General features: G+C 74.0%; 20 protein-coding genes. 14 read left to right on the top strand and 6 right to left on the bottom strand.

Going from position 1 to position 23,573, the window contains the following annotated elements; genetic code table 11:
- From ACPA54_RS28070 to ACPA54_RS28060, 3 genes are all read left to right on the top strand, one after another.
- Window positions 1-1,506 (top strand): alpha/beta hydrolase, encoded by a 1,506-nt coding sequence (locus tag ACPA54_RS28070; protein WP_423534169.1) that lies wholly within the window; start codon window positions 1-3, stop codon window positions 1,504-1,506.
- 105 nt (window positions 1,507-1,611) lie between these two features.
- A complete protein-coding gene (locus tag ACPA54_RS28065) occupies window positions 1,612-2,457 on the top strand; it encodes a GNAT family N-acetyltransferase (RefSeq protein WP_423534254.1) in 846 nt (281 codons plus the stop codon).
- 22 nt (window positions 2,458-2,479) lie between these two features.
- The gene (locus ACPA54_RS28060; RefSeq protein WP_423534168.1) at window positions 2,480-3,013 is read left to right on the top strand and encodes a GNAT family N-acetyltransferase; all 534 of its coding nucleotides are present in this window, start codon (window positions 2,480-2,482) and stop codon (window positions 3,011-3,013) included.
- Window positions 3,014-3,071: 58 nt separating this feature from the next.
- Here ACPA54_RS28060 and ACPA54_RS28055 read toward each other — a convergent pair whose 3' ends face one another.
- From ACPA54_RS28055 to ACPA54_RS28045, 3 genes are read right to left on the bottom strand one after another with little or no spacing between them, the layout of a single operon-like run.
- Window positions 3,072-3,971, bottom strand: coding sequence for an aminoglycoside phosphotransferase family protein (locus ACPA54_RS28055; protein WP_423534167.1), 900 nt, complete (start codon window positions 3,969-3,971; stop codon window positions 3,072-3,074).
- A gap of 26 nt (window positions 3,972-3,997) precedes the next feature.
- Complete coding sequence (locus ACPA54_RS28050) at window positions 3,998-4,471, bottom strand: ferritin-like domain-containing protein (RefSeq protein ID WP_423534166.1); 474 nt, start codon at window positions 4,469-4,471, stop codon at window positions 3,998-4,000.
- Complete coding sequence (locus ACPA54_RS28045; protein ID WP_345678314.1) at window positions 4,468-4,950, bottom strand: hypothetical protein; 483 nt, start codon at window positions 4,948-4,950, stop codon at window positions 4,468-4,470. The genes ACPA54_RS28050 and ACPA54_RS28045 overlap by 4 nt, the downstream gene beginning before the upstream one ends.
- 215 nt (window positions 4,951-5,165) lie before the next feature.
- On the opposite strand from ACPA54_RS28045, the gene rimP reads away from it, so the two are divergent.
- The 9 genes from rimP (at window position 5,166) to ACPA54_RS28000 (ending at window position 14,552) form a co-directional block, all read left to right on the top strand.
- Window positions 5,166-5,702, top strand: coding sequence for a ribosome maturation factor RimP (gene rimP / locus ACPA54_RS28040; protein WP_423534165.1), 537 nt, complete (start codon window positions 5,166-5,168; stop codon window positions 5,700-5,702).
- A 3-nt stretch (window positions 5,703-5,705) separates the two neighbouring features.
- A complete protein-coding gene (gene nusA, locus ACPA54_RS28035; protein ID WP_423534164.1) occupies window positions 5,706-6,740 on the top strand; it encodes a transcription termination factor NusA in 1,035 nt (344 codons plus the stop codon).
- 9 nt (window positions 6,741-6,749) lie between these two features.
- Window positions 6,750-7,109, top strand: coding sequence for a YlxR family protein (locus ACPA54_RS28030; RefSeq protein WP_423534163.1), 360 nt, complete (start codon window positions 6,750-6,752; stop codon window positions 7,107-7,109).
- A gap of 97 nt (window positions 7,110-7,206) precedes the next feature.
- Entirely contained in the window at window positions 7,207-10,299 is a 3,093-nt protein-coding gene (infB, locus tag ACPA54_RS28025) for a translation initiation factor IF-2 (protein WP_423534162.1), read from the top strand.
- A 201-nt stretch (window positions 10,300-10,500) separates the two neighbouring features.
- Window positions 10,501-10,794 (top strand): DUF503 domain-containing protein, encoded by a 294-nt coding sequence (locus tag ACPA54_RS28020; RefSeq protein WP_345679383.1) that lies wholly within the window; start codon window positions 10,501-10,503, stop codon window positions 10,792-10,794.
- 17 nt (window positions 10,795-10,811) lie between these two features.
- A complete protein-coding gene (gene rbfA, locus ACPA54_RS28015; RefSeq protein ID WP_423534161.1) occupies window positions 10,812-11,288 on the top strand; it encodes a 30S ribosome-binding factor RbfA in 477 nt (158 codons plus the stop codon).
- Window positions 11,285-12,463, top strand: a complete 1,179-nt coding sequence (locus tag ACPA54_RS28010; protein ID WP_423534160.1) for a DHH family phosphoesterase — start codon at window positions 11,285-11,287, stop codon at window positions 12,461-12,463. Before rbfA ends, ACPA54_RS28010 begins: the two co-directional genes overlap by 4 nt.
- Window positions 12,464-12,551: 88 nt before the next feature.
- Entirely contained in the window at window positions 12,552-13,451 is a 900-nt protein-coding gene (gene truB / locus ACPA54_RS28005) for a tRNA pseudouridine(55) synthase TruB (RefSeq protein WP_423534159.1), read from the top strand.
- 156 nt (window positions 13,452-13,607) lie between these two features.
- Window positions 13,608-14,552 (top strand): bifunctional riboflavin kinase/FAD synthetase, encoded by a 945-nt coding sequence (locus ACPA54_RS28000; protein WP_423534158.1) that lies wholly within the window; start codon window positions 13,608-13,610, stop codon window positions 14,550-14,552.
- Between the two features lie 90 nt (window positions 14,553-14,642).
- Here the strand turns inward: ACPA54_RS28000 and ACPA54_RS27995 are convergent, their stop codons facing one another.
- The 3 genes from ACPA54_RS27995 to eccE all read right to left on the bottom strand — a co-directional run bounded on the left by ACPA54_RS27995 (window position 14,643) and on the right by eccE (window position 21,268).
- Entirely contained in the window at window positions 14,643-19,136 is a 4,494-nt protein-coding gene (locus ACPA54_RS27995) for a nucleotide-binding protein (RefSeq protein ID WP_423534157.1), read from the bottom strand.
- Between the two features lie 196 nt (window positions 19,137-19,332).
- Complete coding sequence (locus ACPA54_RS27990) at window positions 19,333-20,022, bottom strand: hypothetical protein (RefSeq protein ID WP_423534253.1); 690 nt, start codon at window positions 20,020-20,022, stop codon at window positions 19,333-19,335.
- Window positions 20,023-20,080: 58 nt separating this feature from the next.
- Window positions 20,081-21,268 carry a type VII secretion protein EccE gene (gene eccE / locus ACPA54_RS27985; RefSeq protein ID WP_423534252.1) on the bottom strand — a complete coding sequence of 396 codons (1,188 nt, stop codon included), beginning with the start codon at window positions 21,266-21,268 and terminating at the stop codon, window positions 20,081-20,083.
- A gap of 298 nt (window positions 21,269-21,566) precedes the next feature.
- Here eccE and eccB point away from each other — a divergent pair, with 298 nt between their 5' ends.
- Both eccB and ACPA54_RS27975 read left to right on the top strand, forming a co-directional pair.
- Entirely contained in the window at window positions 21,567-23,057 is a 1,491-nt protein-coding gene (gene eccB / locus ACPA54_RS27980) for a type VII secretion protein EccB (RefSeq protein ID WP_423534156.1), read from the top strand.
- Between the two features lie 183 nt (window positions 23,058-23,240).
- Complete coding sequence (locus tag ACPA54_RS27975) at window positions 23,241-23,549, top strand: WXG100 family type VII secretion target (RefSeq protein ID WP_345679329.1); 309 nt, start codon at window positions 23,241-23,243, stop codon at window positions 23,547-23,549.
- Window positions 23,550-23,573 lie beyond the last annotated feature (24 nt).

The raw sequence follows: 23,573 nt of genomic DNA, 5'->3' as shown, positions 1-23,573 counted from the left end.
GTGCTCGCGGCGCTCGCCGTGGCCGCGTCGGCCGCCGCCGCGCCCGCCGACACCCCCGCGCCCCAGCCCGCCCCGGAGCATGCCGCGCCCGGCGTGCAGTGGGGCACCTGCCCGCCCCACACCGCGGCGGGGGAGCGCTGCGGGACGGTCGCGGTGCCGCTCGACCACGACCACCCGGGCGACCGGACCCTGCAGATCGGCGTGTCCCGTTCGTCCGCGACCGGCAGCGCGGCGGAGCGCCAAGGCGTGCTGCTGATCAACTTCGGCGGGCCCGGCGCGGGTGCCGTGGGGTCGGCCGCGGCGTTCGCCCGGCTGCTGCCGGACCCGGTGCGGCGGGCCTACGACGTCGTCGGTTTCGACCCGCGCGGCCGCGCCACCAGCACGCACGTCGACTGCCTCGACCTGCCGACCTTCGCCCGCGCGCCGAAGCCCGACACCGCGCTGACCACCGCCGCCGGGCAGCAGGCCATCGTCGACGCGGCCCGCGTCTACAGCGACGGGTGCAAAGCCAAAGCTCCCGACCTGCTCCCGTATCTGACGACCCGCCAGATCGCCGACGACATGGACGCGATCCGCACCGCGTTCGGCGAAGACAAGATCAACTACCTCGGCTACTCGTACGGCACCTACCTGGGCGCCGTCTACGGCCAACGGCACCCCGAGCGGGTCCGCCGCATGATCCTCGACAGCATCGTCGACCCCACCCAGGTCTGGTACGGCACCGGGGCCGGCCAGGCGCACGCCTTCTGGCTGCGCTGGCGCGACTGGGCCGACTGGACCGCCCGGCACGACGCCGCATACGGCCTCGGCACCACCCGCGACGCCGTCCTCGCCGCCTGGAACCGCACCCGCGAAGCCCTGGCCGCGAGCCCTGCCGAGGGTGCTCTCGGCGGCACCGAGTTCGACACCCTGACCATCGGCGGCCTCTACAGCGACCGGCAGTGGCCCGCCCTCGCCCAAGCCGTCTCCGCGTACGCCCAGCGGTCCGACGCGGGCCCGCTGCGCGACCTCAAGGGCGCGGTCACCGCCGACGACGAGAACTTCGACTCGGTCTTCCAGACCGTCACCTGCGCCGACGCCCCCGCGCCGGCCGACCCCGCGGTGTTCGCGCGCGACACCGAGGACCTCGGCAGGAAGTACGGCTACCTCGGCGCCAACATCGCCTCCGCGGGCGCCTGCCTCTCCCTGCAGAGCAACACCCTCCCGCCCACCGTGATCGACGGCAAAGGCCTGCCGCCGGTGCTGCTCATCCAGGGCACCCGCGACCCGGCCACGCCCTACACGGGCGCCGCGCACATGCGTGCGGCGCTCCCGTCGGCGCGGATGCTGACCGTGCAGGGCAGCGGCAACCACGGCCAGTTCATCGGGGGCGGGCCCTGCGTCGACGACGCCGGCTCGGCCTACCTGGTGCACGGCACGCTCGCCGACGACGCGAGCTGCCCCGCGCTCCCCGAGCCCGACCCGGGGACGCGCGCACCGCGCGGAGCGGTGCCGCCGGTGCGGTGACGGACCCGGCCCGGGCCCTCGGGAACGCCCGTGTCCCGGCGGGTCCGGGCGGCCCGGGTACCCGTACTCTGGTGAGGTGATCCGCATGATGGCAGGGTGAGGCCCGTGCTTGGCTCGGTTTCCTCCAAGGTGCTCGACGGCACCGATCTGCCCGCGGTGCTGGAAATCCTCGACCGCGACCCGGTGACGAACGTGTTCGTCGCCTCGCGGGTGTATGTCGCCGGTGTCGACCCGTGGCGGCTCGGCGGCGAACTCTGGGGCTACTACGAGAGCGGCAGCCTGACCTCGCTGTGCTACGCGGGCGCCAACCTGGTGCCCGTCGAAGCCGGCCCCGAGGCGATACGGTCGTTCGCCGACCGCGCCCGCCGCCAAGGCCGCCGCTGCTCCTCGATCGTCGGCCCCGCCACCGCCGCCGCGAACCTGTGGGGGCTCCTGGAGCCCGTCTGGGGCCCGGCCCGCGAGGTGCGGCCGCGCCAGCCTCTCATGGTCGCCACCGAGCCGTCCGCGACGGTCGTCCCCGACCCGCTCGTCCGCCGGATCCGCCGCGACGAAGTCGACATCGCCATGCCCGCGTGCGTCGCCATGTTCACCGAAGAAGTCGGTGTGAGCCCGCTGGCCGGCGACGGCGGCGCGCTCTACCGTGCCCGCGTCGCCGAACTCGTCGGCGCCGGACGCGCGTTCGCGCGCATCGAGGACGGCAAGGTGGTCTTCAAGGCGGAGATCGGCGCGGTCACCCCGCACGCCTGCCAGATCCAAGGCGTCTGGGTCGCGCCCGAACGCCGCGGCGAAGGCCTGTCGGAGATCGGCATGGCCGCCGTCCTCGACTACGCGCTGCGCGAGATCGCCCCGGTGGCCAGCCTGTACGTCAACAGCTTCAACCTCCCCGCGCGCGCCGCGTACAAGCGCGTCGGATTCGCCGAGACGGGCGCGTTCATGAGCGTCCTGTTCTGACCACGCGATAACGTTCCGCGCCATGGAATGGACGTGCCGGCTCATCGACCTCGGCGACTTCGCCGTGGAAACCGTCGAGGTGCAGGCCCTCGCCTTCGGGCTCAACGACGACGAGATCGCGGTCCGGCAGCGGATAGTGCACCGGCACGCCGGATTCCCGGGCATCCGTGCCCTCGGCGCCTTCGACCCGGACGGCAAGCTCATCGGCTTCGGCTACGGCTACCCGAACCTCAAAGACCAGTGGTGGTCGCTCGTCATCGAGCCCTACCTGGCCCGCACCGGCAACGCCGACTGGCTCGACGACGCCTTCGTGGTGGGGGAGTTGCACGTCCTGCCGCGCTGGCAGGGCCTCGGCGTCGGCCGCACTCTGCTGAGCCTGCTCTGCCAGGGCCAGGAACGCACCCGCATCCTGCTGTCCGCGGTCGACGACGACACCCCCGCGCGGCGGCTGTACTACGGCGTCGGCTTCCGCGACCTCGCCGTCCCGGTGCTGTTCCCGGGCAACGCCCGCCCCTACACCGTGATGGGCGCCGAACTCCCGCTGCTCATCGAATGACCGTCGCATGACCGCGGGCGGCGGCGACCGGAAACCGGTGCCCCTGGACCGAACTCGGCTACGCGAGCCACTCCGCGACCGACAGCAGGTCCTCACCCGTCGAGTCGTGCACCGACAGGCACCACAGCCCCAGCGCCAGCGCCTGCACCAGCGCCCAGCCGCGCACCCGCTCCACGTCCAGATCCAGCGAGTTCGCCAGCCACGTCACCCGCCGCCGGACCACCGCCTGCGGCCGCGTCTCCGCGACCACCGTCATCAGCCGGTCCCGCACCAGCGGCCCCAGGTCGAACGCCGGCTCTCCGAGCATCGGCCGCGGGTCGATCGCCAGCCACTTCGCCCGCTCGCCCGCCAGCACGTTCCCGTGGTGGCAGTCGGTGTGCAGCACCACCGTCTGCGCCTGCGAGCCCGCCAACTCGGTGCACAGCGACACCGCCTCGTCCAGCAGCGCCTTGGGGCACGGCTCGCCCAACTCGGCGAACCGGCGCGGCATCGACTCGGTCCAGTACCCCGCCCGATCGGCGACCAGGTCGATCGGCGACCCCTCCGGCGCGGGCACCCACAGTCGGCGCAGCACCTCGACGGCTTCCAGCATCGCCCGGTCCTCGGGCAGCGACCGCAGCGACACGTCCGGCTGCAGCCGCTCCAACAGCAAAGCGCCGCGCGCGGGTTCGGCCTCCAGGAGACGCACCGCACCGCGGCCGTCCCATATCGACAGCGCGTCCGCCTCGTGCGCGGTGTAGCGGTCGACGAAACCCAGCTTCAGCGTCGCCGGCGTGCCGTCCGCCCGCCGCACCAGAAAGGTCAGGCTCAGCGCGCCGCCCGGGAGCACCAGGCGCTCCGGCTCCAGCTCCCAGCGCGCCAGGAACTCGGCGGCGGCCTCCGGGAGTCCGGCCAGCCACGGCCGCGCGGCCTCCTCGCCGCACCAGCGCAACGCGGTGCGCACGAGTCTCGCGGGCACTTCCACAGGACTGCCGGCCGCGCCGGTCACGAGGCGCGCCCCGACGGGGACGCGGGAGTGTCCGGGAGCCCCGGGAACGGCACACTCGACCCGCGCCAGGCCGCTCCCGCCACGGCGGCGTCCCGCAGCCACTTCGCGGCCGTCACCCGCGTGTCGCCCGGCGCGGCACCGACCAGGTCCACCAGGTGCGCGGCGACGCCTTCCTCCAGGTACACGGCCAACCGCCCCGCGTCCGCGGGCGTGTTCACCGGGAACGGCAACGCATACGCCGCCGCGGCGGCATGCGGTACGGCACCCTGCTTCTCGACCTGCTGCGCCAACGCGTCGCGGCGGGCCCGGTGCGCGTCGTACGCGGTACGCGCCGAGGTCTGCTGCGCGCCCGTGGACTTGGCGCCGACGACGCCGTAGCCGTAGACCGCGGCGTGCTCGGCGTCCAGCGCCGACTGCAGCGCCCGGACCAGCGGTGACTCGGACGACGAAGGGGACGGAGACGTGCTCACGACGGGCTCCCCAGGCTTCTCGCGTGGACGGTCTGACTCGCCGAGATCGACGCGATCGTCCGCGCCAACTGCGGGCCGACGGCCGGAAGATCCGCGATCCGGTCGTCCGCGGCCCGCTGCTCGCGCGCGGCCAGGTCGGCCACGGCGGCCTGCTCGGTCGCCGGCACCGGCTCGGGCGGCGCGGACGGCGGTACGGTCGGCCGGGTCCCGCCCAACGCGGCCAGATGCCGGCCCACCTCGTCGGAATAGGGGCGCAACCGGCCCGCGAGTGCCGGATAGGCGGCGATCACCGCGTCGTACCGGTCGAGCAGTGCCACGGCCGCGGCCCGGGCCCGCACACGGGCCTGGTCGTCCGCTTTCCGTTGGTCCGGTCCCGGCCCCGAACCGCCCCCCGAATCGCAGGCCGCCGCACCCAGGCCCAGGGCGAGAGCGCCGAGGCCGGCCAGGACGGTCCTGCGCGACGGCCCCGCGTCGTGCATTCGTTCGACTCCCGCTGATCGTCCGGTCGAATGGGCCGCGCAAACGGCGCGGATGCTGACGGACGCTATCGCATCCCCGAGGGCACGGACGGGCGCCCGACCGCGCGTGCACGCGAAGTGTTGCCGACCGGATACTGTTGTCACTCTCAGCGGCCCGGGAGCGGGCCCGCCCGAAGATTCGCGACAACAGCACACGCAGCCGAGGAGTCATCCGGATGAGCACCACCCAGAAGGACCGGCTGCGCGAGTTGCTGGAACCCGTCGCCGCATCTTCCGGTGCCGATCTGGAAGACGTCTCCGTCAGCCCCGCGGGCAAGCGCCGCGTGCTGCGCGTGGTCGTGGACGCCGACAAGGGCGTCGACCTGGACGCGGTCGCGACGATCAGCCGGGCCGTCTCCGAAGCGCTCGACGCCTCCGACGTGATGGGCAGCATGCCCTATGTCCTGGAGGTCACCACTCCCGGCGTCGACCGTCCGCTGACCGCCGAGCGCCACTGGCGCCGCAGCATCGGCCGCCTGGTCGAAGCCGTGCCGGCGGACGGCGGCAAGGTCGTCGGCCGCATCGTCCACGCCGACGCCGACGGCGTCGACCTGGACGTCGACGGCAAGCCGCGGCGCCTCGCCTACGCCGAGATCGCCAAGGCCACCGTCCAGGTCGAGTTCAACCGCAAGACCGATGAGCCCGTCGCGGACGGCACCGACGCTGATGCCGACGCCGACGACGAGGACGACGACATGAACGAGGAGGCGTAGGACGTGGACATCGACATGAGCGCCCTGCGCGGGCTCGAACGCGAGAAGGAAATCAAGTTCGACCGCCTGGTCGAGGCGATCGAGTCGGCGCTGCTCACCGCATACCACCACACGCCGGGCAGCCAGCCGCGCGCCCGCGTGGAACTGGACAAGGCCAGCGGCCACGTCACGGTGTGGGCGACCGAGACCGACGAGGCCGGCCAGACCACGCGCGAGTACGACGACACCCCGCACGACTTCGGCCGCATCGCCGCGACCACCGCCAAACAGGTGATTCTGCAGCGCCTGCGGGACGCCGAGGAAGAGGTCACGTTCGGCGAGTACGCCGGCCGTGAGGGCGACATCGTCTCCGGCGTGGTGCAGCAGGGCAAGGACCCGCGCAACGTGCTGGTCGACCTCGGCAAGATCGAGGCCATCCTGCCCGCCGCCGAGCAGGTCCCGGGCGAGCGCTACGAGCACGGCCTGCGGCTGCGCGCCTATGTGGTCACGGTCCGCCGCGGCCCCAAGGGCCCGTCGATCGGCCTGTCGCGCACCCACCCCAACCTGGTGCGCAAGCTGTTCGCGCTGGAGGTCCCGGAGATCGCCGACGGCTCGGTGGAGATCGCCGCGATCGCCCGCGAGGCCGGCCACCGCACCAAGATGGCGGTCTACTCGACCCGTTCGGGCCTCAACGCCAAGGGCGCCTGCATCGGCCCGATGGGCGCGCGCGTCCGCGCGGTCATGGCGGAGCTGCACGGCGAGAAGATCGACATCGTGGACTGGTCGGACGATCCGGCCACCATGGTCGCCAACGCATTGTCACCCGCCCGGGTGAGCCATGTGGAGGTCGTCGACCTCGCCGCGCGCTCCGCGCGGGTGACCGTGCCGGACTACCAGCTGTCCCTCGCGATCGGCAAGGAGGGCCAGAATGCCCGCCTCGCCGCCCGCCTGACCGGGTGGCGCATCGACATCCGGCCGGACACCGAGGGCGACCCCGGAAGCGGCGACGGAGGCCCGGGCGGAAGAACGCCCGAGCCGCGCGGCGGCCGGGAGCGGTAGACTGAGTTGATGTCTGGTCGGACGCGGGCTAACGCATGCCCTCCTACACGTAAGCGACAGGCCCTGCCGAACCTGGCGGGCCCGGTGCGGACGTGTGTGGGATGCCGAGCCCGAGCCGCCAAGACCGACCTGGTGCGGGTCGTCGCGGTCGAGGGCGCATGCGTCCCCGACCCACGCGGCACCATGCCGGGGCGCGGAGCACATCTGCACCGCGACCCCGACTGTCTTGCCCTGGCGGAACGCCGCAAAGCGTTCCCTCGGGCGTTGCGCGTGGTCGGGCCGTTGGATACGGCCCGTCTGCATGCGTGCGTGGCCCCGGATTCCCAGGGCCGCGGATCGGAACAGCAGTACCTCGCGAGTTGGAAGTAGGTCGAGATTGCGATGAGCACTCGATGAGTACGCGATGAGTACGTACATGCGGTAGCGACGGTCCGGCGGACGACCACCCCGGACCAGAAGGAGCGAAGTGGCTAAGGTCCGGGTATACGAACTCGCCAAGGAGTTCGGAGTCGAGAGCAAGGTCGTCATGGCCAAGCTCCAAGAACTCGGTGAGTTCGTCCGTTCGGCGTCCTCCACGATTGAGGCGCCGGTCGTACGCAAGTTGACTGATGCATTCAAGAAGGACGGCGGGCCTTCCGCACGTCCCGCGGCGCGCAAGCCGGCCGGCGGCGCGCCCGCACCGGCGGCATCCGGTGCCCCGTCCCCGTCCGCCGCGCGTCCGGGGCCGCGCCCCGCGTCCGGCGGCGCCCCGACCCCGGGTCCGCGTCCGGCAGCTCAGCCGGGCCCGCGTCCGGCCGACGCCCCGGCCGCGCCCGGCAGCAAGCTGCCCGGCAGCGGTCCCCGTCCGGCTGCCCAGCCGGGCTCCGGCCCGCGCCCGGCCGGCGCGCCGACCCCGGGGGCCCGTCCGGGCCCGCGTCCGGCGGCGGCCCCGGCCGCTCCGGCGGCAGGCACCCCGCAGACCCCGAGCGCGCCGCGTCCTGCGGCGGCAGCCCCGGGCGGCTCCGCGCCGCGTCCGGGCGGCCGTCCCGGCGACACCCGCGGTGGCGCTCCCGGCCGCCCCGGCCAGGGCGACCGGCAGCAGCGTCCCGACCGCGGTGCCGGCGCACCGCGTCCGGCGGGCGGTCCCGGCGGCTCCTCGCCGCGTCCGGGTCCGCGTCCGGCGGGTCCGCGTCCCGGCAACAACCCGTTCACCTCGGGCAGCACCGGCATGCCGCGTCCGCAGGCTCCCGGTGGCGCGGCAGGTCCGCGTCCCGGCGGCAGCGGCGGCCCCGGCGGTCCGCGTCCGGCGTCGCCGGGCGGCGCCGCGGGTCCGCGTCCCGGCGGCACCGGCGGTCCGGGCGGTCCCCGTCCGGGCGGTCCGCGTCCGAACCCGGGCATGATGCCCAACCGTCCGGCTCCGGGCCCGCGCCCGGGTCCCGGCGGCGGTCGTCCCGGTCCGGGCGGTGCCCGTCCGGGTGGTGCGGGCGGCGGCGGCGGTCGTCCCGGCTTCGCCGGTCGTCCGGCGGGTCCCGGCGGCGGTCCGCGTCCCGGCGGTGCCGGCGGCGGCGGTCGTCCGGGCGGTCCGGGCGGTGGCGGCGGCTTCGCCGGCCGTCCCGGCGGCGGCGGTCGTGGCGGCCCCGGTGGCCGCGGCGGCACGCAGGGTGCGTTCGGTCGTCCGGGTGGACGTCCGGGCCGCGCGCGCAAGTCGAAGCGCCAGCGTCGTCAAGAGTTCGACAACATGTCGGCACCCGCGATCGGCGGCGTGCAGGCTCCTCGCGGCAACGGCAAGGCCATTCGCCTGTCGCGCGGCGCCTCGCTGACCGACTTCGCGGACAAGATCAACGCGATCCCCGGCTCGCTCGTCCAGATCATGTTCCACCTCGGGAAGATGGTCACCGCGACGCAGTCGGTGTCCGACGAGGACCTGCTCGCGCTGGGTGTCGAGCTGGACTGGGACGTCCAGATCGTCAGCCCGGAGGAGGAGGACCGCGAGCTGCTCGAGTCCTTCGACCTCGAATGGGGCGAGGACGAGGGCGACGAGGAAGACATGCGGCCGCGGCCGCCGGTCGTCACCGTCATGGGCCACGTCGACCACGGCAAGACCCGCCTCCTCGACGCGATCCGCAAGTCGAACGTGGTCGCGGGCGAGGCCGGCGGCATCACCCAGCACATCGGTGCCTACCAGGTGGCCACCGAGGTCAACGGCAACGAGCGCAAGATCACGCTCATCGACACCCCGGGTCACGAGGCGTTCACCGCCATGCGTGCCCGTGGTGCCAAGTCGACGGACATCGCGATCCTCGTGGTCGCGGCGGACGACGGCGTGAAGCCGCAGACCATCGAGGCGCTCAACCACGCCCAGGCGGCGGACGTGCCGATCGTGGTCGCGGTCAACAAGATCGACAAGGAAGGCGCGGACCCGACCAAGGTCCGCGGCCAGCTCACCGAGTACGGGCTGGTGGCCGAGGAGTACGGCGGCGACACGATGTTCGTCGACATCTCCGCCAAGCAGGGCATGGGCATCGACGAGCTGCTCGAAGCGGTCATCCTGACCGCCGACGCGGCCCTCGAACTGCACGCCAACCCGGAGCAGGAAGCGCAGGGCATCGCGATCGAAGCCCACCTGGACAAGGGCCGCGGCGCCGTCGCGACCGTCCTGGTGCAGCGCGGCACGCTGCGCGTCGGCGACTCGATCGTGGTGGGCGAGGCCTACGGCCGCGTCCGCGCGATGCTCGACGAGAACGGCACCCAGGTCGCCGAGGCGGGCCCGTCCCGTCCGGTCCAGGTGCTCGGTCTCACCACGGTGCCGCGGGCCGGCGACAACTTCCTCGTGGTCGAGGAAGAGCGCACCGCGCGCCAGGTCGCCGAGAAGCGCGCGGCGCGTGAGCGCAACGCGATGCTCGCCCGCCGCAACAAGCTGATCTCCCTGGAGGACTTGGACAAGGCCCTCAAGGAAGGCCAGATCCAGCAGCTCAACCTCATCCTCAAGGGCGACGTGTCCGGTTCGGTCGAGGCGTTGGAAGACGCCCTGCTCAACCTGGACGTCGGCGAGGACGTCGAGCTGCGGATCATCGACCGCGGCGTCGGTGCGATCACCGAGTCGAACGTCACCCTCGCGGTGGCCTCGCAGGCGATCATCATCGGCTTCAACGTCCGGCCGGAAGGCCGGGCGCGGACGATGGCCGAGCGCGAAGGCGTGGATGTCCGGTACTACTCGGTCATCTACCAGGCCATCGAGGAGATCGAGGCCGCGCTCAAGGGCATGCTCAAGCCCGAGTACGAGGAAGTTCAGCTGGGCACCGCGGAGATCCGTGCGGTCTTCCGCTCGTCCAAGCTGGGCAACATCGCGGGCTGCATGGTCACCTCGGGCCAGATGCGCCGCAACGCCAAGGCCCGTCTCATCCGGGACGGCGTCGTGGTGGCGGAGAGCGTCACGATCGAGGGGCTCCGCCGCGAGAAGGACGACGTCACCGAGGTCCGCGAGGGCTTCGAGTGCGGTATCAACCTTGGGTCGTACAACGACATCAAGATCGACGACCGCATCGAGACGTACGAGATCCGCGAGAAGCCGCGCAGCTGAACGCAGTAACGACGGTGCCCTCCGCGTCGCCCACGGCGGCGCGGAGGGTTCTCCGTTGCGGGCCCCTGGCGGGGCCCGGCCCGGTGTTCCGGCGGCGGCCGACGGCAAGCCACGAAAAATGGCCTGCGCGGTCCGGCGCGGCACCGGTAGAAACAACGCAACATCCCCTGATGGCCCCCGGGCGCCTGGCCCGTGATGCCTGTGTTCGTCGGAACGATCACACTGGACCTGCTGTTCGGCGACGTGCACTCCCTCAAGGAGAAGCGCTCGCTGCTCCGGCCGATTCTGGCCGATCTGCAGCGCAAGAACGCCGTCGCCGCGGCGGAGGTCGACTACCAGGACCTGCACCGGCGCAGCCGCATCGGGATCGCGGTGGTCTCCGCGACCGTCGATCGGTGCGCCGAGGTGCTGGACGAATGTGAGCGGCAGGTCGCCGGGCGACCTGAACTGGAGCTGCTGTCCGCCCGCCGCCGGGTGTTCAGCGAGGACGATTGAAAGCAGTTGGAGGATCAGTGACCGACACCGCGCGGGCGCGCAAACTGGCCGACCGCATCAAGGTCGTGGTCGCGGAGACGTTGGACCGGCGGATCAAGGATCCCCGCCTGGGCTTCGTCACGATTACGGACGCCCGGGTGACCGGGGACCTGCGGGACGCCACCGTGTTCTACACGGTCTTCGGCGACGAGACCGAGCGTGAGGCGAGCCGAGCGGCGCTGGAGAGCGCCAAGGGCGTGCTGCGCAGCGAGGTCGGACGGCAGACGGGCGTGCGTTATACGCCTACGCTGACATTCGTCGCCGACGCCGTGCCGGACACCGCGCGCACCATCGACGAGCTGCTTGCCAAGGCGCAAGAGGCCGACGCGGCGGTACGCTTCTCCGCCGCGGGCGCCACCTACGCCGGCGACGCGGACCCGTACCGCACCTCGAACGAGGACGAGGGCGACGAGGAGGGCGGCGGGGACTCCCCGAAGGAGGAGGAGCAGCGGTGAACCCCACGGTGTCGGCGGCTGGGATCCCTGCGATCCCCGGACCCGCGAAGGCTCAGGACTCCCTGACGGACGCCCGCAAGGGCGCCGCGGCGGGCGTGTCGGGCGGCGGTTCGTCCGCCGGCGCCGCCGTATCCGCGCAGCCGACACCGCCGCACGATCGCGATTGGGATGCGGTGGCCGACCTGGTCGGCGCCGCGTCCCGCATCGATTTGTTCGCGCACGTCAACCCGGACGGGGACGCGCTGGGCTCGGCGCTGGCCGTGGGGCTGGCGCTGCGGGCGCTGGGCCGGGACGTGCACGTGTCGTACGGCGACGATCCGCTCGTCGTGCCCGCGTCGCTGCGGTTCCTGCCCGGGCAGGACCTGCTGGTGCCGCCGCACGAGGTGCCGGACGCCCCCGATCTGGTGATGGTGTTCGACGCCGCGGGCAGTTCCCGGCTGGGGCTGCTGGAGGCCAAGGCCAAGGCGGCCCGGGCGCTGGTGGTGGTCGACCACCACGCGTCGAACACGCGTTTCGGCACCCACCACATCATCGACGTGGCCGCGCCCGCGACGGCGGTGCTCGCCGAGGAGCTGGTGTACCGGCTCGGCGGCACGCTGACCGCGGACATCGCCACCGCGCTCTACACCGGTCTGGTCACCGACACGGGATCGTTCAAGTACCCGGCGACCACGCCGGAGACCCATGCGATGGCCGCGCGCCTGCTGGCCACCGGCATTCCGCACGCGGACATCTCGCGCGCCATCTGGGACACCTGCCGCTTCGGCTACCTCAAGGTGCTGTCCGGGGCGCTGGCCGAGGCCCGGCTGGACGCCGCCGCGGCGGGCGGCCTGGGGCTGGTGTGGACGGTGGTGACGCGCACCGACCGGCACGCGCACGGCATCGCCCTCGACGAGATCGAGGGGATCATCGACGTGGTCCGCAAGGCCGCCGAGGCCGAAGTGGCCCTCGTGCTGAAGGAAGACGACGACGGCCGCCTGCTGGCGTCGGCTCGGTCGAAAGGCCGTGTCGACCTGGGCAAGGTGTGTGCCGCGTTGGGCGGCGGCGGGCACGCGTTCGCCGCCGGTTACACGGCGCGCGACGAGACTCCGGGGCAGGTGGTGGCCCGGTTCCGGGCGCTGCTGGCCGACGCCCGGATTCCGTCGCCGGCCGATCCGGCGGATGCCGCCGGGTGATCTTTCCGTTCCGGCCGCTCCGGCGACGCCGGGTCCACTCCGTTGCGTCGATCCCGACGTCTCCCCGTTCTCTCCGTGGAAAGCAGCGATGAGCAAGCCACGCCGTACCGGCCCCCCGCCCCCCGACGGTCTCGTGATCGTCGACAAGCCCGCCGGATTGACCTCCCACGACGTGGTCGGCCGGATGCGCCGCATCGCGGGGACGCGCAAAGTCGGGCACGCGGGCACGCTCGACCCGATGGCGACGGGCGTCCTGGTGATCGGCGTGGAGAAGGCCACCCGGCTGCTGGGGCACCTCGCGCTCACCGAGAAGACCTACGAGGCGACGATCCGCCTCGGGCAGACCACCGTCACCGACGACGCCGAGGGCGAGGTCACCGCGACCGCGTCGGCGGCCGGGGTGGTGCGGGAGGACCTCGACAAGGGCATCGCGGCGCTGACCGGCGCGATCATGCAGGTGCCGTCGAAGGTGTCCGCGATCAAGGTGGACGGCAAGCGGTCCTACGCGCGGGTACGCGAGGGCGAGGACGTCGAGCTGGCCGCGCGGCCGGTCACGGTGTCCCGCTTCGACGTGCACCACGTGCGCCACGAGGGCGAGCTGCTCGACCTGGACGTCACGGTCACCTGCTCCTCGGGCACCTACATCCGGGCGCTGGCCCGCGACCTGGGCGCCGGGCTCGGCGTCGGCGGCCACCTGACGATGCTGCGGCGGACCGCGGTCGGGCCGTACACGATCGACCGGGCCCGCACCCTGGAGCAGCTCGAGGAGTCCTTCGCGGTGCTGCCCATCGCCGATGCGGCCGCGGCCGCGTTCCCGCGCCGCGACGTGACCGCCGAGGAGGCCCGCCTGGTCGCGCACGGCGGCCGTCTGGCGGCTGCCGGGCAGGAGGGCGGGCCGGTGGCCGTGTTCGGCCCGGACGGGGCGTTCCTGGCCCTCGTGGAGGAGAAGAACGGCCAAGCCAAGCCGATCGCGGTGTTCGTCGGCTGAGCGGACCCTCCCGGGCGCGGGCGAGTGTGCCGCACGTCGCGGGCAGGCCCGCTCATGCCCGGGGCCCGGCGCATGGCAGGCTTGGTCTGCGACATCCGCCCGGGCGATGTCGTGGAAACCGTCGTTGAGAGCGGACGCAAGAGCAAGGAGCGGTCAGTGCAACGCTGGCGGGGCTTGGAGGACGTCCCCACGGACTGGGGGCGCTCCGTCGTCACCATCGGGTCCTACGACGGTGTGCACCGCGGGCACCAGCGCGTCATCGGCCAGGCCGTGGACATCGCGCGCGAGCGCGGCCTTCCCTCGGTCGTCGTCACCTTCGACCCGCACCCCAGCGAGGTCGTCCGCCCGGGCAGCCACCCGCCGCTGCTGACGCCGCACAACCGGCGCGCGCAGCTCATGGCCGGCCTCGGCGTCGACGCGGTACTCATCCTGCCGTTCACGCTGGAGTTCTCGCGGATGGACGCGGCGGACTTCGTGCGCCAGGTCCTCGTCGAGACCCTGCACGCGCAGATCGTCGTCGAAGGCCGCAACTTCCGCTTCGGCCACAAGGCCACCGGCAACGTCGAACTCCTCGAACGCATGGGCGCGGAGAACGACTTCGTCGTGGTCGAGCCGGAGCTGTTCGCGGACGGCGACACCGTGTTCTCGTCCACCGTGGTGCGCGGCCGGGTCGCGGAAGGCGACGTCGACGGCGCGCATGCCGTGCTCGGGCGGCCGCACCGGGTCGAGGGCGTGGTGGTGCGCGGCGACCAGCGCGGCCGCGAACTCGGCTACCCGACGGCGAACTTGGAGACGCTGCCGTACACGGCGATCCCGGGCGACGGGGTGTACGCGGGGTGGCTCGTGCTGGGCGAGGAGCGGCTTCCGGCGGCGATCTCGGTGGGCACGAACCCGACGTTCGACGGGACCGAGCGGCGCGTCGAGGCGCACGCGCTCGACCGCACCGACCTCGATCTGTACGGCGTGCACGTGAGCGTCGAATTCCTGTCGTGGCTGCGCGGCATGGAGCGGTTCGACTCCATCGAGGCGCTGCTGGAGCGGATGGCGGACGACGTGAAGCGGGCGCGCGAGCTGGTGGACGCCTACGACGCGGCGCGGTAGTTCCGGCGCGGCTGCGGCGCTTGCGCCCTGATGACATGAACGAGGGGCTCCTCACCCGGGTGGGTGAGGAGCCCCTCGTGCGTTGTCGGGTCAGCCTTGCGGGGGCTGCTGCGCCTGCGGGGCTTGCGGGTTGTGCGGCGACTGCGGGTTGTGCGGGGCCGGTGGGTTGTGCGGGGCCTGCGACCAGGGTTGGCCCGCCGGGGGTTGTTGGCCCGGGTTCGGGGCGGGCTGCGGGTAGGGCTGCGCGGCTTGGGCCTGGTGGCCTTGCGCTTGGGTGCCGGGCTGGGAGCCGGTGGGCGGCGGGTAGGCCGCGGGCTGACCGCCGTAGGCCTGCGGCTGGTGCTGGTGCTGGTGCTGTTGCTCGGGCGCCCACGAGTTCTGCTGCCACGGCTCGCCGGCGGGCGCGGTACGGCCGAAGTCCTCGGCGACCAGCGCGGCCAGTTCGAAGTACGCCTGCCGGGTCTTCGGCCGCAGCTGCTCCAGGTCCACTTCGGCGCCCGCGGCCAGGTGTTCGTCGAACGGCACGACCACGACCGCGCGGCACCGGGTCTCGAAGTGCGCCACGATGTCCTCGGTCTTGACCAGCTTGCCGGACTCGCGCACCCCGGAGATCACCGTGATGCTGCGCGACACCAGGTCCGAATAGCCGTGCGCGACCAGCCAGTCGAGGGTCGTACTGGCGCTCGTCGCACCGTCCACGCTCGGCGTGCTGATGACGATCAGCTGGTGTGCGAGGTCGAGCACGCCGCGCATCGCGCTGTAGAGGAGACCGGTGCCGGAGTCCGTGAGGATGATCGGGTACTGCGTGCCGAGCAGGCCGATCACCGCGCGGTAGTCGGCGTCGTCGAACGTGGTGGAGACCGCCGGGTCGACGTCGTTCGCCAGGATCTCCAGGCCGCTGGGGGCCTGCGAGGTGAAGCGCCGTATGTCCATGTAGCTGCGCAGCCGCGGCATGGCGGTGACCAGGTCGCGGATCGTCGCACCGGTTTCGCGCCGCACGCGGCGGCCGAGGGTGCCGGCGTCCGGGTTGGCGTCGATGGCGATGACGCGGTCCTGGCGCTCGCTGGCGAGCGTCGCGCCGAGCGCCGTCGTGGTGGTGGTCTTTCCGACGCCGCCCTTGAGGGAGATGACGGCGATGCGGTAGCCGTCCAGGACCGGGGTACGGATGCTGGCCAGCATGCGCGCGCGCTTTTCCTCGGCGGCGCGGCCGCCCAGCCGGAACCGCGACGTCGTGCGCTTCGCCTGCGGCTGGCGGCGGAGCAGCCGGTCGGAGGTCAGCTCGACGGCGGCGGTGTAGCCGAGCGGGGCACCGCCGACGGCACGCGCGGGCCCGCCGTCCTGCGGCGCGCCCCAGGCCGGGTTCGCGGCGGCGGGGTAGGGCTGCGCCGGACCGCCCTGCGGGGCGGGGTAGGCGGCGTCGGGGGTCTGCGGCGCGGACCAGACGCCGGGGTGGGTGGGGGAGTAGCCGTGGGCCGCGGCGGCCGGAGGCGGATAGGCCTGGGGGTCGCCGGGGGCCGAACCCGGTTGGGGGTAGGGCTGGTTGCCCGGAACGGATCCGGGCCGGCTCGCGGGCTCCGAGGTGGGAGGCGGGTACGCGCGAGGGTCGGCGGGCTGGGGGTAGGACGGGGCGGCCGGGGCAGGGGCGGGGGCGTAGGCGCCGGGCTGCGGGGCGGGGCCGGGGGCATCCGCCGTGTGGGGGTCGGCCGGCGCGGCGAAGCCGGGCTGTGAGCTGTCGGCGGGCACGTGCGGGGCGTTGTCCGGGGTCATGCCGGTCGACTCCGCGGTGACGGGGTGGGGTGTGGTCGGTTCGGGGCCGGCTGCGGCGGGTCCGGTGTCGGACGGGGACCCGGTGGCCGACGGGTGCGGCGAGGCGCCTGCGGCCGTGGGCTGTGCCGCGTTCGGGCTTTGGCCGAGTGGTGTGGCGTCGGCGCCTGTCGAGGGCGCCGCCGGGTTGGGTGCCCCGGCTGTGGTCGGCTGCGGGGCCGGACCCGCTGCCCAAGACGGCGTCGGCGGTTGGGGCGTGGCAGGCGGTGCGGCGAACGCGCTGTCGGTGGCGCGTGATTCGCCGACGCTCCGCAGGCCCGGGGTACCGACGGGGGCGCCGGGTGCGGGCTCGGCGGCCGGATCGCCGGAACCGGACCACGCGGCATCGGTGTCGGCTGGGGCCGACTCGCCGGGCGTGGTGGGGCGGTGGACGTCGGCCGCTCGGCTGTGCGGGGTCCACGACGGTGCCGCGCCGGCGGGGGCGCCCTCGGGAGCGGGGTTGGCGGCAGGCGAGGTTGCTTCGGGGCCCGCGGTGTCGGCCTCGACCTGCGTGGGTGCCTCGGCGGGCTGCGGTGAAGTAATTGCGTTGGGCCGGGCGTTGTCGGCGGCTGCGGACCGGGCTGCCGCGGAGGCGGCGTCCGTGGCATCGGTGGGAGCGTCGAGGCCGGTGGCGTTCCCGGTTGGTTTATCGCCGGTGGCGACGGGTGCGTCGGAGGATGCTGCCGCGTCGCCGAAGTCGGCCCGGTCGGCGGTTGCTTGCGGCTCCGACTGGTTGGCTGCGCCCGTGATATCGGCAGCGGGTCGATCGGCGTCCGCGGAGTCGGTGGTGGCCGGGCCAGAGGGGCTCCACAGCGGCGCGCTGGGAGTCTCGGCGGGCGTGGCCTGGCCGGCGTCGCCGGCGGGGTTCCACGGCGGTGTGCTGGAGGCTTCTGGGGGTGCGGCGTAGGAGGTGGCACCGAGGCCACCAGGCTCGCCGCTGGTGGGGGCCACCGCGAAGGGCGCGCCGGGGGCTGCGGTCGTGCCGCCGAAATCGGCTTGTCCCATGGGTGCTTGCGGTTCTGTCGGGCGGCCCGAGTCGGTCGCGCTGCGGTCGGACTCGGCGGCGTCGTCGGTCGTGGTGGCCGGGTCGGCAGGTCCCCACGGCGGCGTGCCGGGGATCTCCGCGGCTGGGGCGTCGGCGGGCGCGTCGTGCTCCGCGCCGCGTTCATCGGCTGCGGGTGCCGCGCCGAAGGGCGTGCCGGGTGCGGTCGTGCCGAAGGTCGCGTCGGCGGACACCGAGTCGGCAGGTGCCCCCGCCGCGCCGGAAGCTTCCTGCTCCACTGCCGTCCCCTGTCCGTCGCCCGTCGCGGAGCCCGGGCGCGGCTGCGCCGTGGCGCCGGCCGGCCCCAAAGCGGCCGCCCAGGCGGGCGTGGACGGCGGGGGCATGATCCCCGCGGAGGCGCTGCCGGGCCGGTCGGCGCCTGCGCCGACGCCGGGGAGGCGCGCCGCGTCCTGCGGCCCGGCGTGGTCGGCAGCGGCGTCGGACGCTCCCGCTCCGGGCGCGGGGGCGGCGCTCCAACCAGGTGCACCTGCCGCGGACCCGCCGAATGCGGCCTCGCGCGAGCCGTCGGCGGCCCAGTGGGGTGCTCCCGCGGACGCATCCGGGGTTTCGGCGGTGGTGCCGGCTCCCTGTCCGGGTGCCGACGCCGGGCCGCCCGGCGCGGTCGCGTCGGGGACGATGCCCCGCTGCCACCCGGGTGTTCCGGCCGAGTCCGATCCGAAGCGGCCGGCGAGACCGCTCGCGTCGGGCGCTTCCGGTCCCTGCCACCCGGGCGTTCCGGCCACGTCCGCACCGAGTCCACCGGGCGTGCCCGGACCCTGCCACCCGGGCATCCCCGCCGAGGCAGAACCGGACGCGGCGCCACCCGCCGACCACTCCGGTGTCCCCTCCGGACGCCACAGCGGTGCCCCCGCGTCGGTCGATCGTTCCGGCGCGGTCGGAGGCTGCCACCCCGGATCCACGGCGTCCACGGCCGGCTGCTCCGGCAGCGCCGCCGCGGCGGCCGCTATGGCCGCGGCGGAGGCGCCGCCCGCGGTATCCGGCTTGCCGAGCTCGATGCCGGGCGCCGACCGAGGTTCGGGCTGCGTCGGAGGCTCGTACGGGCGCGGGTACGCCGGCTGGTAGTGCTGCGCCCCGGGATACGGCTGCTCGGGATACGACGCCCCCGACGCCGCCGGTGCCCCCGGTTGCGCGTACGCCCCCGGCGCCTGCTGCTGCCATCCCTGCGGCGCCGCGTGCGACGGGTACGGTGCCGACCACGCGCTCTCGCCGGACTCCGCGGCCTGCGGATGCCACGACGGGGTGGGCGGCGGAGCCGACGGCTGCGGCGGGATCACCGGCGGCTGGGCCGGGCGCGGCGGGGCCGCCGCGCGCGGCGGTTCCCAGCCGGACGGCGGCGGCATGTCGTCGGTGATCCGCGGCATCAGCCGGGTCGCGGGATAGTCGGCCTCGGGTGCCGGAGCCGGGGGCGCCGCCGGGTCGGGAACCTGGGCGGGCGGGGCGGGAATTCCGGGCGGCGTCCACGACGGCGCATCGGCATATCCGGCAAACTGCCCGGGAGCGGACGAATCCTGACGGGGCGTCGGGTCGGCGGCCGGAACCGGCTCGGCGGGTCCGCCGCCCGGCAGCGCCCCCGCGCCGTGCCGGTCCGCGGGCGCCGGGGCAGCCGGAGCCGCCGGCTGGCCGTACCACGAAGGCATCGTGAAGTCGGGCCCGGACCACTCCTCTTCCTCGTCCGGTCCGGGGTTGTCGACGTGGGTCCCGTCCTGCTCGCTGTTCACCGCTGGTCCTTCCGATCACCCGGCGCGCGCCCGGGTGTCGTCCCGCGGCAGGCTTCCGGAGTTCCGGGCCATGTCCCCGTGCTGGGAGACCCCAGACTATTCAACCCGGGTGGCGGTGTCCCGGGTCGATCTGCCGCGTGCGCTGTGCACAGGACCGCGTTTTCCGGGCGTTCACCCGGGGGCCGGGGGTCGTGCGTCAGTCCAACCGGCGCGGCGGGCCGAGGAATGCGGACTCGACGCCGGTCGGGGCGAGCAGGACGTAGCGGCGTGTGCCGCCCGCACTCCACAGCGTCAGCTCGTCGGCGAGCGACGGCAGGGCCGCGGTGTCGGCCTCGGCCAGGCGCAGCACGGGGGCGGCGGCCTGTGCCTCGGTCGGCGAAACCCGCTGAAGGCCCACCAGGTCCGCATCCGCCAGCCGCGGGGCCAAGCGCGGGTCGAGGAACGGCAGCAGGGTGAGCGTGGTCTGCCACGGTGTCGCCGCGAGCCGGTTGCGCGGCGGACGCGCGCCGCAGTCCCGGATCACCAGCACCGGGCTGGTCGCGGACGGCCCCTGCGGGCCGAGGCGGCCGACCGGCTGCACGGTGACGCACTGCTGCGCGCCGCCCGCCTGCTGCGCCATCGCCGACCACAAGTGCGGGCGCCCCGATTCGATCGCCACCCGGGCGCCGATCGCGGCTGCACGCAGCGCGATGATCTGGATCAGGTAGGCGCCGCCCACGAACGAGATCTCGTACGGTTCCGGGCGAAAGAGGCCCAGCACGGCGGGGACCCGGTCCTGATCCACGCCGATCACGATGCCGTCGTCGCTCACCGGCACGGCCAGCGAGCCGAGTTGGTCGACGGTCAGGGCGTGCCGCTCCACGCGCGGCCCCGCCGTTCCGAACATGCCGATCACCGGTGCTCCCCCTCCCGCGTCGTGTCCTGCCACATGCGCACCAGCGTCCTCACGGGCGGCCGCCCAACGGCAGGGTCGCCAGCAGCCCCGGCTGCTGTTCCCAGTCCAGCCGCACGAGCCCCATCTGCAGCTGCCGTGCCTGCTCTTCCAACTGCTGCGAGGCCTGGGCGAGTTCGTCGGCGGAGCGGGCGGAGATGCGCAGGTGGCCGGTGAGTCCGACCGAGCCGCCGCCGCCCGATTCGGCGGTCAGGGAGAAGGTCGTGGCCAGGCCGGGTGTCGCGGTGAGCGCGCCGACGATGTCGGGGGACGTGCCCGCGGTCACGCGCGGCCAGCGGCCGATCCAGTACGTGGTGTGCCAGCGGTCGTCGCACCGCCACAGGTGCCGTGCTTCCGTCGTCCGCGTGCCTCCGCGACTGTTCCGGCGCACCGCGCGGTTCGCCCCGATGGCAGTGAACAGCGCCTGCGTCAGCGCGTGTTCGTCGAGCGGTCGGCAGGCGAGACCGGCGTCGGCCAACGCCGCGGCCAGGCTGTTGACCGCGCGCAGCAGCGTGCGGCGGGCGCCTTCGGCACCGCCGCCGCGCGCCGCGATCGCGGTGGCACACAGTTCGGGTTCGAGGCGCAGGGCGATCCAGGTCTGCCGGACCGCGGGCACGTCGCCGCCTTCCCGGGACCGGAGTTCGGTGTAGGCGCGGGTGGCCAGCGCTTCCGGCGGCAGATGCGGTGCGGGGGCCGGCCGGCTGTGCTGCACGATCTGCGCGGATGCCAGCACCACGTCGTCGACCCGCAGCGCGTTTGCGAGAGCGGCGAGCGGCAGCGGACGCCGGTCGCGGCGCGGCCGCAGCGGTTCGTCGCGGGCCTCGACGAGCAGCACCGCGGTGAGGAACGTGCCGTCCCCGGCCATCCCGACCGGCCGGCCGCCGCGGTCGGTCGCCGAGGCGACCGTCAGACCAGGCAGGCATTCGCGGACGGGGGCGAGGTCGGCTTCCGGCGTGTGCCCGTCCGCGACGGCGGGCGCGGCGGCCGGGCGCCGTGTGCCGCGGCGGCGCCGGAACGCCAGGACGATCCCCGGCCACAGCGCCAGCCGCCGCCCCCGGTACCGGGGCAGCACGCCGGCCACCAGGAGCACCGCGAGCGCGGCGCCAGGCACGACCCACGCGCTGTGCCGGGCGAGCGGGAACGCCACGAGGACGACGGCGAGTTCGACGACCACCAGGTGCTGGACCAGCACCGCGCCCATCCGGCCCGGGCGGGGCTGGAAGCGCGGCGCCGCGGCGGCCGGGGCGGACCCGGGGGCGCGGGCGGCGGTCGCCCGGGACCTGCCGGGCGAGGTCCTTCGACGCGTGCGCTGAGGTGCGGAAACAGCCACCTTGGTACATCCCCCCGAGTACTGCCGCGCTGCGGTCCGCCGACGCGGGCCGTGACGAACACCGTACGGTACGGCGCGAATCCGTCGCCGGGAAGAGCCTAGGCCCGCACGCCCGACCGGCTGGTTGCGGGTACGCTGCCGCACGCCGATCGTCGAGACGGGGAGATCGATGGCATCGCGACGCGAGCAGCTCGAGGCGTACGTGTTCGCACGTCGCCGCATGGTGGCCGGATTCCTCCAGCCGGAACCCGGCGGGGGGACCGAGGAGAAAGCACCCAGGCCCTTCCGCTCGGTGCTGCCCGGCATCGTGGTCGGCGCGCTGATCCTCACCGGCTTCGGCGTCTACGGGCTGGTCAAGCCCGGCACCCCGCCGGGCTGGAAGAACAAGGGCAGTCTGATCGTCGGCCGCGACTCCGCCAGCCGCTACGTCTACCTCGACGGCAAACTGCACCCGGTCCTCAACATCGCCTCCGGCCGACTGCTGCTCGACCCCGGCCAGTTCAAGGTCAACATGGTGCCCGAGAAAGTGCTCAACAGCGTCGACCACGGCGCGCCGCTGGGCATCCCCAACGCGCCCGACCGGCTGCCCACCGCCAAGGAGGTGGGCAAGACCAAGTCGTGGACGGTGTGCGAACGCCCGGCGACGGGCAAGGACGGCCGGCCCGATCCGGGCTCGCCGCAGCGCAGCGTGTTCGTCGGCGCGCCCCCGAAGCAGGGCGAACTCGGACCGGACGAGGCGATCTTCGTGCAGCAGAAGGCGGAGAAGGCCGGCGACCAAGAGCCGATGTACGTCGTCGAGGGCGGCCATGCGTACCTGATCAAGAGCGGCGGCGTGCGTTCCGCGCTGGTGCTCGACGCGATCCAGCCGCAGCCGGTCACCCGCGAGTGGCTGGACACGCTGGAGCCGGGCGCGGACATCGACTTTCCCGACGTGCCGGACTACGGGAAGCCCGCCGCCGTGGCGCTGCGCTCGCAGTACGCCACTGTCGGGCTCGTGCTCCGTGCCGAAGGCAGCGGCCAGTACTACGTCGTGCTCCGCGACGGCGTCTACCCGGTGAGCCGACTGGCCGCGGAACTGCTGCTCGCCCGCACCGACGCGCGCACCGCCTACGGCGCGGGCCGCACGCCCCAGGCCCTGCCGGTCAACGTCGGCGACCTGGGCGACGCGATCCGGCCGGGCCGCATGTTCGCCGCCGAGAAGGGCTGGCCGGAGCGGCTGCCGCAGGTGGTCAACCGGATCGAGGCGCAGGGCGACGTCGCGCGGACGACGCTGTGCAACACCTACAGCGGAACCTACGCGGGCGGGTTCGCGCAGACCCGGCAGTCCGCCTGGCCGGCGCTGCCGGAACGGCTCGTGGACGGCATGGGCGGCGTGTGGGTCGAGCCCGGCACGGGTGCCCTGATCCGCGAGGTCACCGGCCGCGGCGACGACCAGACCGGCACGCTCTTCCTGGTGACCGACTCCGGGCTGCGCTACCAGATCGTCAACGACCCCCCGGAGCAAGGCGGTTCGGCACCGGCCGGGGCGGACAGCGAGGCGAAGGTCCGGCTCGGCTACCAGGGCATCGTGCCGACCCCGGTGCCGCGGGCCTGGGCGGCCTTGGTGCCCGCAGGTGTGCGGCTGAGCGTCAAGGACGCCAAGCAGCCGCAGAGTTCGTGATCCGTTCGGGCACGCGCGGGGCGCGCTCCTGAGCCGCCGATGACCCGGACGTTGCGCAAGGCCGGGTCGGCAAGATCGACGTAAAGGTTGGGTAACCGGCCGCGTGGTGCGCCTTGGGACGCGCCGCGCGGACCCGTTAGAGTCGGCGCCAACCGATTAGCCACTCATGGGGGATGGTGGATCATGGCGGGTTTCAAGGCGACACCGGAGCAACTCGACGCTCTCGGCAAGCACATCGACACCGAGCAGGCCCAGATCGCGACGCAGATCACGCGCTTCAACGGCATCGTCGACGACCTGCAGGCGGGCTGGAAGGGCGACGCGTTCGCGGCCTACGACGCCCTCCAGCAGCGCGTCAACCAGCTCCTGACGAACATCAACAAGCAGCTGGACGACATCGGCGAGCTGATGACGAAGGGCTCGATCGCGTACGCGCAGAACGAGGCCGAGGTCAAGCAGCAGATGAGCAGCATCACCGCCGCACTCGGCTGAGCCGCCGGCCGTCCGGCCGACTCG

The sequence above is a fragment of the Uniformispora flossi genome (assembly GCF_049534875.1).
Taxonomy (GTDB): Bacteria; Actinomycetota; Actinomycetes; order Streptomycetales; family Streptomycetaceae; genus Yinghuangia; species Yinghuangia aomiensis.
The sequence above is the reverse complement of the archived record's forward strand: the minus strand, read 5'-3'. Positions and strand labels throughout refer to the sequence as shown.